Annotated in this window: 12 protein-coding genes; 7 read left to right on the forward strand and 5 right to left on the reverse strand. The window is 72.8% G+C overall.

Translation table 11 applies throughout. The features are described from left to right. Positions 1-193: 193 nt before the first annotated feature. Positions 194-1,447 (reverse strand): flavohemoglobin expression-modulating QEGLA motif protein, encoded by a 1,254-nt coding sequence (locus tag MKP15_RS16270; protein WP_104938077.1) that lies wholly within the window; start codon positions 1,445-1,447, stop codon positions 194-196. A gap of 243 nt (positions 1,448-1,690) precedes the next feature. Further along, positions 1,691-2,788, reverse strand: a complete 1,098-nt coding sequence (gene rsgA / locus MKP15_RS16275) for a ribosome small subunit-dependent GTPase A (protein WP_240213429.1) — start codon at positions 2,786-2,788, stop codon at positions 1,691-1,693. 129 nt (positions 2,789-2,917) lie between these two features. On the opposite strand from rsgA, the gene MKP15_RS16280 reads away from it, so the two are divergent. The 4 genes from MKP15_RS16280 (at position 2,918) to MKP15_RS16295 (ending at position 5,951) form a co-directional block, all read left to right on the forward strand. Next, positions 2,918-4,189, forward strand: a complete 1,272-nt coding sequence (locus tag MKP15_RS16280) for a pyridoxal phosphate-dependent aminotransferase (protein WP_161613239.1) — start codon at positions 2,918-2,920, stop codon at positions 4,187-4,189. Between the two features lie 9 nt (positions 4,190-4,198). Next, positions 4,199-4,849, forward strand: coding sequence for an SGNH/GDSL hydrolase family protein (locus MKP15_RS16285; protein ID WP_161613238.1), 651 nt, complete (start codon positions 4,199-4,201; stop codon positions 4,847-4,849). Between the two features lie 23 nt (positions 4,850-4,872). Next, positions 4,873-5,544, forward strand: coding sequence for a class I SAM-dependent methyltransferase (locus MKP15_RS16290; protein WP_161613237.1), 672 nt, complete (start codon positions 4,873-4,875; stop codon positions 5,542-5,544). A gap of 77 nt (positions 5,545-5,621) precedes the next feature. Further along, the gene (locus MKP15_RS16295) at positions 5,622-5,951 is read left to right on the forward strand and encodes a DUF6172 family protein (protein ID WP_240213430.1); all 330 of its coding nucleotides are present in this window, start codon (positions 5,622-5,624) and stop codon (positions 5,949-5,951) included. 40 nt (positions 5,952-5,991) lie between these two features. Here the strand turns inward: MKP15_RS16295 and MKP15_RS16300 are convergent, their stop codons facing one another. Together MKP15_RS16300 and MKP15_RS16305 are read right to left on the reverse strand one after the other, a co-directional pair. After that, positions 5,992-7,251 carry a DEAD/DEAH box helicase gene (locus MKP15_RS16300; RefSeq protein WP_240213431.1) on the reverse strand — a complete coding sequence of 420 codons (1,260 nt, stop codon included), beginning with the start codon at positions 7,249-7,251 and terminating at the stop codon, positions 5,992-5,994. 40 nt (positions 7,252-7,291) lie between these two features. Further along, entirely contained in the window at positions 7,292-8,083 is a 792-nt protein-coding gene (locus tag MKP15_RS16305; RefSeq protein WP_240213432.1) for a polysaccharide deacetylase family protein, read from the reverse strand. A gap of 46 nt (positions 8,084-8,129) precedes the next feature. On the opposite strand from MKP15_RS16305, the gene grxD reads away from it, so the two are divergent. Beyond that, positions 8,130-9,056, forward strand: coding sequence for a Grx4 family monothiol glutaredoxin (gene grxD / locus MKP15_RS16310; RefSeq protein WP_104938071.1), 927 nt, complete (start codon positions 8,130-8,132; stop codon positions 9,054-9,056). 198 nt (positions 9,057-9,254) lie between these two features. Here grxD and MKP15_RS16315 read toward each other — a convergent pair whose 3' ends face one another. Beyond that, the gene (locus MKP15_RS16315; RefSeq protein ID WP_056931999.1) at positions 9,255-9,794 is read right to left on the reverse strand and encodes a DUF924 family protein; all 540 of its coding nucleotides are present in this window, start codon (positions 9,792-9,794) and stop codon (positions 9,255-9,257) included. Between the two features lie 199 nt (positions 9,795-9,993). Here MKP15_RS16315 and MKP15_RS16320 point away from each other — a divergent pair, with 199 nt between their 5' ends. Beyond that, positions 9,994-11,403 carry an amidohydrolase gene (locus MKP15_RS16320; RefSeq protein ID WP_104938070.1) on the forward strand — a complete coding sequence of 470 codons (1,410 nt, stop codon included), beginning with the start codon at positions 9,994-9,996 and terminating at the stop codon, positions 11,401-11,403. Then, on the forward strand, positions 11,400-12,665 hold the full coding sequence (locus tag MKP15_RS16325; protein WP_240213433.1) for an amidohydrolase family protein: 1,266 nt from the start codon (positions 11,400-11,402) through the stop codon (positions 12,663-12,665). Before MKP15_RS16320 ends, MKP15_RS16325 begins: the two co-directional genes overlap by 4 nt. Positions 12,666-12,759 lie beyond the last annotated feature (94 nt).

Raw genomic sequence — 12,759 nt, forward strand, 5'->3', positions numbered from 1 at the left:
CCGCGAGCGCCCCGGTGCCGGCAAAAACACCCGCTGAATCCGCGACTTGGCGATGGCCAGCGCTACCCGCACGACGGCGCCGGCCAGCAGCGCGGCATGCGCGTACGCCACCCCGCCCCATAGCCTGTGGCTGTGGTTCACGCAATCAATGCGAGGGCGAGGCCGTTGCAGTGGCAACCAATATTTGAGCGCGTTATTCGCCGATGCGGTCCATGCGGATGCGGTTGGCGAACAGCGAGAACGCGAGCGTGCCGGCCAGCCGGTTGGCGCGCTGCAGCCACGGCGGCAGCCAGCGCGGCGGCGCCAGCACGCCGCTCTCGAACAACGGCGCCAGCGCCTGCGCGTCGCCCAGCGTCATCTTGCCGGCGAACAGCCAGTGGCAGTAACGCAGCTTCTCGTCGCGCAGCATCTGCCGGAAGAAGGTATGCACCGACACCAGCCCGCGCAGGTACACGGTGTCCTTGGTGAAGGCGCCGCCGCCGCTCACCGGCACCCCGCGGAACACCCGCTGGGCCGAGGCGAAGCTTTCCTCCGCGGCCTGCCCGGCATCACGGAAATAACGGAACACCTCGATGAAATCGGCACCGTCGCGCGCCATCGCGACCGCCTCGATGCGCAGGCTGATGCGCTTGAGCCGCTGGATGTCGATGCTGCCGGTGATCTGCTCGGCGAACGTCGCCAGCCCCTCCTGGGTGGCGGTGACCCGCGGCGACGCCAGCGCCAGGCTCGGCAGCAGCGCCTGCCGGCGCCCGTTGAGCGCGGTCAGCGAATGCACCAGCGCCTCGTGGTGGAACAGCTGCGCGCGATCATACACGCTGAAGCAGGCACCGCTGCGCAGCCGGATCTGGGTGGCGCCGGCCGCGGCCTTGGCGATCAGGTCCGGGTCCAGCACCACGTTGATCACGCGCGACTCGAAGAAGCCGTCCAGGTCGTTCTGCAACTGCAGCTGCAGCGCGGTGGCCGACACCGGCACCTGCTCCTCGGGCGCCAGCAGTTCGTGGTCCAGCTCGTTGGCGATCTGGATGAAGTGCCGCGCCGCCTCGCGCACGGTCGGCCCGTGGCCGGGCATCGGCTGTTCCGGGGTACCGAACAGCTGCGCCGACAGCGCATCCACCTCGGGCGTGCCCAGCGCTTCCAGCAGGCGCGCGGCCAGGTCCCAGCTGGCGACCGAATCGCGCAGGTAGCGGCCCAGCGGATGCGCCGGGTCGGCGGCGGTGGCGATCGCCGCCAGTTCGCGCCGCGCCGCGCTGAAATCGTGCCGCGGGTAGACCACCTGCGGCAGCTGTGGCGCGCCGCGGGCCACGCTGTCCAGGAACGGCGCCCGCGTCGATGCCGGCCAGCTGGCCAGGGTCAGCAACCGGATGCCACGTACCGCCGCGACCAGCCGCGCGTCGAGCGCGGCATGGTGGGCGATGGCCGGATCGGAAGGGGCGCGGGACAGGCTCATGCGTACACCATAGCAATCCGCCCGCACCGGGTACTCGGTGGGAAGTGGCAACAGGCGCCGCACCGCCGGCCCGGTACCGGCAGCGGACGACGCCGGCCGCGTGGCACCCGGGCCGGTGGCCGTCACCCGCGCCGGGGCGCCTGCTCCCCGGCCATGCCGGCCGGCTCGGCGCGAAGCGATGATGGTGCATGGCACCGCGGACGGCTTTCCAGCAATACCCCGCTGCCCGCGGCCGCCGTCGCCTCAGCGCCGCTTCGGTTTCCCCGCCGACCGCCACTGCGCGCCGCGGCCGCTGCTCCTGCGTTCGGTGGCCTGCTCGGCCTGGCGCTGCGCCAGCTTGGCCGCGGCCGCGGCCACTTCCTCGCGCAGCTTGAGGTAGTTGAGCAGGCGGCTTTCGTCGATCTCGCCACGCTCGATCGCCGCGCGCACCGCGCAGCCGGGCTCGTGCTGGTGCGAACAGTCGCGGAAGCGGCACTGCGTGGTCAGCGCCTCGATGTCGGCGAAGCCGCCTTCGGCCAGGGTTTCCTCGCCGGTGGGTTTGAGTTCGCGCATGCCCGGGGTATCGATCAGGCAGGCGCCGCCGGGCAGCGGCAGCAGCGCGCGGTGGGTGGTGGTGTGGCGGCCGCGCGAATCGCTGTCGCGCACCGCGCCGGTCTTCATCCGGTCCTCGCCCAGCAGGGTGTTGGTAAGCGTGGACTTGCCGGCGCCGGAGGAGCCGACCAGCACCACGGTGCGGCCCGGCCCCAGCCACGGCGCCAGCGCGGCGACGCTGGCCGGGTCTTTGCCGTTGATCGCCAGCAGCGGGATCTGCTGCGCGGCCAGGTCCTCCAGCACCGCCAGCGCGTCGGCGCCGTACTCGGTCTGGTCGGCCTTGGTCAGCACCACCACCGGCGCCGCGCCACCACTGCCGGCCAGCATCAGGTAGCGCTCGATCCGGCGCGGATTGAAGTCCGCGTCCAGCCCGCAGACGATGAACACCGTGTCGATGTTGGCGGCGATCACCTGCTGGTGGTAGTGCTCGCCGGCCGCGCCGCGCTTGATCGAAGTCCGCCGCGGCAGCAGCGCGACGATGCGCGCGTCCTCCAGCAACACCCAGTCGCCGACCGCCGCGCGCTCGTGGCTGGGGAAGCGCGGGCGCTGCCACTCCGGCAGCGACTCGGCCTTGAGCGCGGCGTCGGGCGCGTCGGCCACCACGTAACCGGAACGGTGCTGCTCGATCACCCGCGCCGGCCGCGCCCGCGGATGTGCGGCGAAGGCGGCCTGCCAGGCCGGGGCTTCGGGTGGGCCCGGCCAGGGCCAGCCGATGGCGCGCAGCGCGCTGAAATCGATGGTGTCGGTCATCGGCCAATTCTAAGCGGCGCGGCGTTCGCGGCCGCCTGCCGGGGCCGATTTCCGTTCCGCCCGGAACCATCGCCCCGCATCGCAGCAATTCCGCTACCATGCGGTTTCCCGCCCATGATGGCCCCACGCATGTCAAGCCCTGCCAAGCCGCTGCCCACCCGCGAACGCCTGTCCGAAGTGCGCTACGAGATCCGTGGCGAACTGGCCCGGCGAGCCCGCGAGCTGGAGGCCCAGGGCCGCAGGCTGATCAAGCTCAACATCGGCAACCCGGGCAACTTCGGCTTCCGCGCGCCCGAGCACCTGCAGCACGCCATCGCCGACGACATGGGCCGCACCGACCCCTATACCCACCAGCAGGGCCTGCCGGTGGCGCGCGAGGCCATCGCCGCGGCGTATGCGCGGCGCGGCGCGCCCGATGCCCACGCCGACCGCGTGTTCCTCGGCAATGGCGTATCCGAACTGATCGACCTGTCGCTGCGCGCGCTGCTCAACCCCGGCGACGAAGTACTGGTGCCCTCGCCCGATTACCCGCTGTGGTCGGCGGCCACCATCCTCAACGACGGCCGCCCGGTGTATTACCGCTGCCGGCCGGAGAACGGCTTCCAGCCCGACCCGGTGGAGATCGAGACGCTGGTGTCCTCGCGGACCCGCGCCATCGTGCTGATCAACCCCAACAACCCCAGCGGCGCCAGCTACCCGCGCGAGCTGCTGGAAAAGATCGTCGCCGTGGCCCGCAGGCACAACCTGCTGCTGCTGGTGGACGAGATCTACGACCAGATCCTCTACGACGGCGCGCAGTTCCAGCCGGTCGCGCCGCTGGCCGGGGACCACCCGTGCCTGACCTTCAGCGGCCTGAGCAAGGTGCACCGCGCCTGCGGCTGGCGCGTGGGCTGGATGCTGCTGTCCGGCGACGCCGCGCGGCTGGGCGAGTTCCGTGCCGCGCTGGACCTGCTCAGCGCGCTGCGGTTGTGCGCCAACGTGCCGGGCCAGTACGCCATCGAGGCGGCGGTCAACGGCCCGGACACCATCTCCGCGCTGTGCGCGCCCGGCGGCCGCCTGTACGAAACCCGGCGCGCGGTGATCGAGGCCTGCGCCGCCAGCGAGCACCTGCAGCTGGTGGCGCCGGCCGGCGCGCTGTACGCGTTCCCGGCGGTGGTCGGCCCCGCCGCGCAGGGGTTCGACGACCACGAGTTCGCGCTGGAGCTGATGAACGACGAGGGCGTGCTGGTGGTGCCCGGCTCCAGCTTCAACGTGCCCTACCGCCACCACTTCCGGGTGACCCTGCTGCCCGAGGCCGCGACCATGCGCGAGGTATTCGGCCGCATCGACCGGGTGCTGGCGCGCCGTGCCGAGCGGATCACCAAGGTGGTGCCGCTGAAGACGCGCAGCGCGGTGGCCTGAGGCGCGGCGATGGGCAACAGCGGACCGGCCACGGCCAGCAGCGCGCGCTACCTGGCGCTGGGCGATTCCTACACCATCGGCGAAGGCGTGCCCGCCGCAGGCACCTGGCCGTTCCAGCTGGCCGCGGCGCTGCGCGCGCGTGGCCTGGCGCTGGCCGACCCGGAGGTCATCGCCACCACCGGCTGGACCACCGACGAACTGGCCGCCGCCATCGACGCGGCCGCGCCACGTGGCCCGTACGCGCTGGCGAGCCTGCTGATCGGGGTCAACAACCAGTACCGCGGGCGCCCGCTCGCCGAATACCGCCAGCAGTTCGAACAGCTGCTGCAACGCGCGGTGGGGCTTGCCGCCGAAGACCCGCGGCGGGTACTGGTGCTGTCCATTCCCGACTGGGGGGTGACCCCGTATGCGGCCGCGCACGGCCGCGACGCCGCCGTCATCGCCTGCGAGATCGACGACTTCAACGCCGCCGCGCGCGCCTGCTGCGGCGATTACGGCGTGGCGTTCGTCGACATCACCCCGGCCAGCCGCGCGCACGGTGCCGAGGCGGCGATGCTGGTCGACGACGGCCTGCACCCTTCGGCGGCGATGTACCGGCTGTGGGTGGAACAGGCGCTGCCGGTGGCGGCCGACCTGCTGACCGGCACGACCGCCGCGTGAGCAGGCCGTCCGGGACCGCGGCCATGGCCGCCCAGGATGCCCGGGCCATCGCCCGCGCGTTCGCCCCGCGCCACCCGCTGGGCAACCGCTGGGACTACTGCTACGTGCTGTCCAAGCTGCGCAGCGATCCGCTCTACCCCGGCGTGCTGGAGGCGCTGCGCGGCAGCCACGCGCCGCTGCTGGACATGGGCTGCGGGCTGGGCCTGCTGGCGCATGCGCTGCGCCACGACGGCCAGCCGCAGCGCTACCGCGGGGTGGACAACGATGCCGCCAAGATCCGCCGCGCCGATGCCGTCGCCCGCCGTGCCGGCCTGGCCGCCAGCGGTTTCGAGGTGATGGACCTGGCCACCACCCTGCCCGAGCACCGCGGCAGCGTGGCCATCCTCGATGTCCTCCAGTACCTGCCGGCCGAGGCGCAATCGGCGCTGCTGCGGCGCGCCGCGGCGATGCTCGATGGCGATGGCCGGCTGGTCCTGCGCATGGCCCTGGCCGACGACAGCCGCCGCGGCCGCATCTCGCGCATCGGCGACCGCGCCGCCAACTGGATCGGCTGGATGCAGTTCCGCCCGCGCCACTACCCCGACGCCGCCAGCCTGCGCGCGCTGCTCGAGCAGGCCGGCCTGCAGGTCAGCCTGTCGCCGTTGTACGGCAACACGCCCTTCAACAACTGGCTGCTGGTCGCGCGCCGCGCCTGAACCACGGCGGCACCGTTTGCGCGGATAATCGTGCCATTGCCCCGCCCGTCCCGGGCCGGCACCCTGACGAGAGTCCCGTGAGAAGAACCTACCGCCTCGATATCGAAGGCAAGCATCCCGAGCGCCTGCTGGAAGCCAGCAAGCACGACATCCGCAAGTACGTCAGGCGCGAGCGCGGCAAGCCGCTGCCGGCCGGCGCCGATTTCTGGGATTTCGACAGCAAGGCCGGCGTCGATGAGGCCAGCGCGCAGCCGGTGCCGTTTTCCGAGCTGATCCGTGCGGTGGACGCGCTGGTGGCCGCCGGCAACCGCCAGTTCTACGTGGAAGTGCTGCGTAAGCCCGGCAAGCGCACGCCGCGCCCGGCGGCCGCCGCGGACCTGCCGCCGGAAAGCGACTTCGAGGATTGACCGCGCCTGCGCTGCCGGGCCCTGCCCGGCCCCGCGCAGTTCAGCCGGCGGTGTTGTCCGCAGCCGCCGCGGCGCGCAGCCGGTCCTTCCGGCTGGGCCGGCGGCCCTTGATGCCGCCATTGCCATCGCCGGCCGGCACGGCGGCCGGCGCCGCCTCGGCCGGCTCGAAACCCGGCACCACTTCCGGCTCCAGGCGCAGGCCATGGCGCCGGCAGATCACCCGCCAGTGCGCCAGCGCCGCAGCCTCGACCAGGCTCACCGCCAGCCCGGTGGCGCCGGCACGGCCGGTGCGGCCGATGCGGTGCAGGTAATCGGCCGGCGAGCGCGGCAATGCGTAATTCACCACCACCGGCAGGCCGGCGATGTCGATGCCGCGCGCGGCCACGTCGGTCGCCACCAGCACCTGCAGCTGCCCCTCCTTGAACGCCTGCAGGGTGCGCACCCGGCGGCCCTGCGACAGGTCGCCATGCAGTGCCTGCGCGGCGATGCCGTGCCCGCGCAGCGCGCCGGCCAGGCGGTCGCCCTCGCGGATGCTGGCGACGAACACCAGCACCTGCCGCCAGCGCGGATCGGCCAGCAGCGCCAGCAGCAACTCGACGCGGCGCGCGCCATCGACCCGCAACGCGCGCTGCTCGATCCGCGCGGGGGCTTGGTCATCGACCTGCAGGCGCGCGGGCGCGCGCAGGCCGGCGGCCGCCAGTGCCGCGATCGGCTCGGCGAAGGTGGCCGAGAACAACGCCGTCTGCCGCTGCACGGGCAGTTCGGCAAGGATCCGCCGCAGCTCGTCGCCGAAGCCCAGTTCCAGCAGCCGGTCGGCCTCGTCCAGCACCAGCAGCTGCACCTGGCGCAGCGACAGCGCGTTGTGCGCCAGCAGATCGAGCAGGCGCCCGGGGGTGGCCACCACCACGTCGGCGCCCCCGCGCAGCGCCATCATCTGCGGGTTGATCGACACCCCGCCCACCGCGCACACCACCCGCGGCTGCCGCGGCAGTTCGCGGCCCAGCGTCGCGAACACGTCGGCCACCTGCAGCGCCAGCTCGCGCGTGGGCACCAGCACCAGTTGCCGCAGCACCCGCGGCCTGCGCGGCGGTGCCAGGAACAACTGCTGCAGGGCCGGCAGCACATAGGCGGCGGTCTTGCCCGAGCCGGTCGGTGCCAGCGCCAGCACGTCCTGCCCCTTCAGCAGCACCGGCAGCGCCTGCTGCTGGATCGGCGTGGGCGCGGCGTAGCCCGCCTGCTCCAGCGCGCGCGCCAGTGCGGGCAACACGTAGGGAGACAGGCCGAGGCGGGAAAAGGGCATGCGGTGGGTCCAGGCGCCGCCGGCAGGGCGGGCGGCGAGTCTACGGGGTTTCCGGCAGCCGCGCGGGCAACCCGCGCATCTGCAGCTGCTGCAGCACCGATTCGACGATGGCGGCATTGTGGCCATGCGCGGCGCCTTCGTGCAGCAGCACGATCGCGCCCGGCGCCAGGTCGCGGACGATGCGCGCCACCACCGTCTGCGGCTGGCAGTGGACGCCGTCGAAGCCGCGCGCGCTCCAGCCCACCCGCGCCAGCCCGTGCCGGCGCAGCGCCGCGGCGACGAACGGGTTGGTCATGCCCACCACCGAGCGGTACCAGCGCGGCGGCGTCCCGGCGATCGCCGTCAACACCTGCTGGCAATGCCCGATCTCGCTGGCCATGCGCCGCGGCCCCAGGCGCCAGAACCAGGCCTGCGGATGCGAATGGCTGTGGTTGCCCAGCCCGTGGCCGCGGCGCAGCACCTCGCGCACCAGTTCCGGGCGTGCCGCCGCGCGCTCGCCGACCATGAAAAAGGTGGCGCGGGCGTCGTAGCGGTCGAGCAGGTCGAGGATCGCCAGGGTGTCGTCGGACGGACCGTCGTCGATGGTCAACCACACCGCCGGTCCGGGCAGCCGCGACAGCACCGGCGCGTAGAAGCGGCTGTTGGGCAGGAACACCGGCACCACGAACAGCGCGTGGCTGGCCAGCAGCAGCGGCAGGCCGGTGGTCCAGCCCAGCGCGGCCCAGGCCAGCGCCACCAGCGCCTGCGACAGCAGCAGCCAGCCGGCCCAGCGCCAGGGATGGCTGGGCGTGCGATGCAGGGTTCCCGTGGCGGTCATGTCCCATGATGCCATGCGGCGTAGAATCGCCTTTGTCACAGACCAACTTCACGAGTTCACGATGTCCCTGGATCCCGCCCTGCGCGAACGCATCGAATCCCTCCTCGGCGCCAACCGCGTCGTCCTGTTCATGAAGGGCCAGCCGGCCATGCCGCAGTGCGGCTTCTCGGCCAAGGCCGTCGGCGTGCTGCAGGACCTGGGTGTCGATTTCGCCCACGTCAACGTGCTGGCCGACGCGGAGATCCGCGAGGGCATCAAGGCCTACGGCGACTGGCCGACCATCCCGCAGCTGTACGTGGACGGCGAACTGGTCGGCGGCAGCGACATCATGCTGCAGATGGCCAACAGCGGCGAACTCAGCGCCCTGCTCGGGGTGGCGCCGCCGGACCGCACCCCGCCGTCGATCACCATCACCCCGGCCGCGGTGGAAATGCTCAAGGGCGCGCTGGCCGACGCCCCGGGCGCCGCGCTGCAGCTGAGCATCGACGCGCGCTTCCAGCCGAATTTCCAACTGGCCCCGCTCGACGCCAACGCCATCGCCGCCGAATCCAACGGCCTGCGCGTGCAGTTCGACGCGGCCAGCGCGCGCCGCGCCAACGGCATCACCATCGACTGGGTGGACGACATCCGCGGCCAAGGCCTGGCCATCGACAACCCCAACGCGCCCAGGCCGGTGCAGGAACTGGACGTGCGCAGCGCCGACGACCAGCTGCGCGCCGGCAGCCTGACCCTGGTGGACGTGCGCCCGGCCGACGAGCGCGCCATCGCCGCCATCAACGCCCCGTTCGAGACCTTCGACGGCGACAACCGTGCCCGCCTGGAGGCGCTGCCCAAGGACACCGCGCTGGCGTTCCTGTGCCACCGCGGCGGACGCAGCGCGCAGGCGGCCGAGCAGTTCCGCGCGCTGGGCTTCACCCGCGTCTACAACGTCACCGGCGGCATCGACGCCTGGGCGCAGGACGTGGACAACAGCGTGCCGCGCTACTGACCGCGCGGAAGCGACCATGCAGGCAGGCAGACACCGGCGCAAGCCGGTGTCTGCGTTTCCGGTGGCCGCAACCGAGCCGGTGGCAACGCCTGCGGGAGCGGGGTCAGTCGCGAGGGGCCATGCGCAGGGAGCATTCGCGGCAACGCCGCGTTCGCGACTGGAAGGGCGCCCGCGACGACAGCACCCGCCGCGCCGCCGTCAGCCGGCGAAACCGCCCTCGGCCAGGAAGTGCAGTTCCTCCGGCGTCGGAATCCGGCCCAGTACCGCATTGCGGTGCGGGAACCGGCCGAAGCGGCGGATGATGTCGCGGTGCAGCTCGGCGAAGCGCAGGTACTCCAGGTCGCCGAGCACCTCGAACATCGCCACCGAGCGCTCCTGGTCCTGCGGGTCTTCCGAGTGTTCGAACGGCAGATAGATGAAGGCGCGCAGCTGCGGCGTCAGTTCGCGGTCCAGTCCTTCCTCGATGGTGCGCATGGCGTAGTGCCGCGCCAGTCCATCGGTGGCGAAGGAATGGGCAGTGCCGCGGAAACAGTTGCGCGGGAACTGGTCGAGCAGGATCTGCAGCGCCAGCGCGCCGTCGGCGCTGTGCAGCCACTCCTCGCAGCCGCGGCGCGCGGCCAGGTAATGCAGGTCCAGGAAGCGCCGGCGGAACTCCTCGTCGAAGGCGTCGTCGCGCGCGAACCACCGCCGCGGCCCCGCCGAACGCCAGAAATCCACCACTGTCTGTACTGCTTCCATCACTCCAGTCCCTGATCGTTCGGCCGCCCGCGGGGCGACGCTGGCCCGCGACGGTGCAGCTTAAGCGGCCGGCACCGCTCTGGATACCACCACGGCCGCGCGCCGGATCGCGCCTGCAACCCCGCCAGTCCATGCACTTGGCAAATCCCGGGGCCACGGCTAGCGTGCGGGCACCTTCCACGCCGCCTATGGAGAACCCATGCGACACCGACTGCTGGCCGGGCTCGGCCTGGCGCTGGCCTGCGCGCAACCCGCGCCTGCCGACGCCACCTCGCGCTTCGTGCAGGACCCCTACCCCAGCACCTATCGGCCACTGCCCGCCGCGCCGGTACTGATCAGCCACGCCACCGTGCTCGACGGCACCGGGCGGCGCCTGGACGACGCCGACGTGCTGCTGGCCGATGGCCGCGTGGTCGCGGTCGGCAACGCGCTGCAGGCACCGGCCGACGCGGTGCGCGTGGACGGCCGCGGCAAGTGGGTCACGCCGGGCATCATCGACGTGCATTCGCACCTGGGCGTGTATCCCAGCCCCGGCGTGCAGGCGCATGGCGACGGCAACGAGATGACCGCGCCGGTGACCGCCAACGTCTGGGCCGAACATTCGGTGTGGCCGCAGGACCCGGGCTTCGCCGCAGCGCTGGCCGGCGGCGTGACCGCGATGCAGGTACTGCCCGGCTCGGCCAACCTGGTCGGCGGCCGCGGGGTGACGTTGAAGAACCTGCCGGCCACCACCTACCAGGCGATGAAGTTCCCCGACGCGCCGTGGGGCCTGAAGATGGCCTGTGGCGAGAACCCCAAGCGCGTGTATGGCGGCAAGGGCACCGCGCCGGCCACGCGCATGGGCAACGTCGCCGGCTACCGCGCCGCCTTCATCGACGCCAGCGAGTACATCGCCAAGAACACCGCCGCGCCGGTCAAGCGCAAGCGCCGCTTCGGCCGCGACGACAACGGCGACAGTGCCGGCGACAGCGGCGGCAAGCGCGACCTCAAGCTGGACACCCTGGCCGGCGCCATCCAGGGCGACATCCGCGTGCACATCCACTGCTACCGCGCCGATGAGATGGCGACCATGCTCGACCTGGCCAGGGAATTCGGCTTCAAGGTGGCCGCGTTCCACCACGGCGTGGAAGCCTACAAGCTCGCCGACCGGCTCGCCGCCGAAGGCGTGTGCGGCGCGCTGTGGGCCGACTGGTGGGGCTTCAAGATGGAAGCCTTCGACGGCATCCAGGAGAACATCGCGCTGGTCGACCGCCCGGCCAACAGCTGCGCCATCGTGCACTCGGATTCGCCGGAGGGGATCCAGCGCCTGAACCAGGAAGCGGCCAAGGTCATCGCCAGCGCACGCCGCGCCGGCATGGGCGAGATCGCGCCGGAACATGCCATCCGCTGGCTCACCGCCAACGCCGCGCGCGCACTCGGCATCGAACAGCGCACCGGCACCCTGGAGCCGGGCAAGATGGCCGACGTGGTGGTCTGGAACGGCAACCCCTTCAGTTCCTACGCGCTGGCCGAAAAGGTCTATGTCGACGGCTTCCAGGCCTACGACCGCGGCAACCGCGCGCAGCAGCCACTGAGTGATTTCATGCTCGGCCAGGAGGTGCAGCCATGAGCGCGTCCCTCGTGTTCCTGCGCCGCCTGGCGCTGTTGGCCGCGGCCGTGCCGGGCATCGCCTGCGCCCAGGACGTGCTGGTCCGCAATGCCACCGTGCACACCGCCACCGCGCGCGGCACGCTCACTGCCAGCGACGTGCTGGTGCAGGGCGGGGTGATCCGTGCCATCGGCCCGGGGCTGGCCGCGCCGGCCGGGGTGGAGGTGGTCGATGCCGGCGGCCGCCCGCTGACCCCGGCGCTGTTCGGCGGCATCACCGACATCGGCGTGGAGGAGATCTCCGGCGAGGCCGCGACCGTGGACAGCGCGGTCAAGCTGGAGGACCAGCCGCAGCGCCCCGAGTTCGACGTCACCCTGGCCTACAACCCGGACTCGGTGCTGGTGCCGGTGGCGCGGGTGGAAGGCATCGGCTTCACCGCGCTGGGCGCCAACAGCGGCGGCGGCTTCATCGCCGGCCAGGGCGGGGTGATGCGGCTGGACGGCAGCGCCGACCCCATCGGCCCGCGCATGCTGTTCGTGCGCCTGGGCGCGGCCGGCGCGGAACTGTCCGGCAGCTCGCGTGCCGCGCAGTGGATGCTGCTCGACCAGATGGTGGCCGAAGCGCGCGGCCGCGTCGCCGCCGATTCGCCGCATGCGCTGCTGACCCCCGCCGGGCGCGCGGTGCTGGCGCGCTATCTCGCCGGCAACGGGCGCATCGTGGTGCGCGTGGACCGCGCCGCGGACATCCGCCAGCTGCTGCGCTGGGCCGGGCGTGAGCAGGTGCGCGTGGCCATCGCCGGCGGCGCCGAGGCCTGGCGGCTGGCGCCGCAGCTGGCCGCGGCCGGGGTGCCGGTGTTTGTCGACGCGCTGGCCAACCTGCCGGCCAGCTTCGACCAGATCGGCGCCACCCTGGAGAACGCCGCACGGCTGCACGCGGCCGGCGTGCCGGTGGCCTTCAGCCAGGACGGCGACGCCTCGCACAACGCGCGCAAGATCCGCCAGCTGGCCGGCAACGCGGTGGCCCACGGCCTGCCCTGGGAGGCGGCGCTGGCCGGGCTGACCCGGGTCCCGGCGCAGGCGTTCGGGGTGGCCGACCGCATCGGCAGCATCGCGGTGGGCCAGCAGGCCGACCTGGTGCTGTGGGAAGGCGACCCGCTGGACGTGGGCCACTATGCCGAGCGCATGTGGCTGGGCGGGCGCGCGGTGCCGATGCGCTCGCGCCAGACCGAACTGCGCGACCGCTACCTGCGCGGCAGCACCACCCCGCCGGCCTACCGCCGCTGAGGTCACAGCATCCAGCGTGGGGGGGGGGGGGGGGGCGGGGGGGGGGCGGGGGGGGGGGTGGTTGTGGGGGGGACACCACCACCCCCCCGGGGGG

The sequence above is a fragment of the Stenotrophomonas sp. Y6 genome (assembly GCF_022436665.1).
Lineage (GTDB): Bacteria > Pseudomonadota > Gammaproteobacteria > Xanthomonadales > Xanthomonadaceae > Stenotrophomonas > Stenotrophomonas acidaminiphila_A.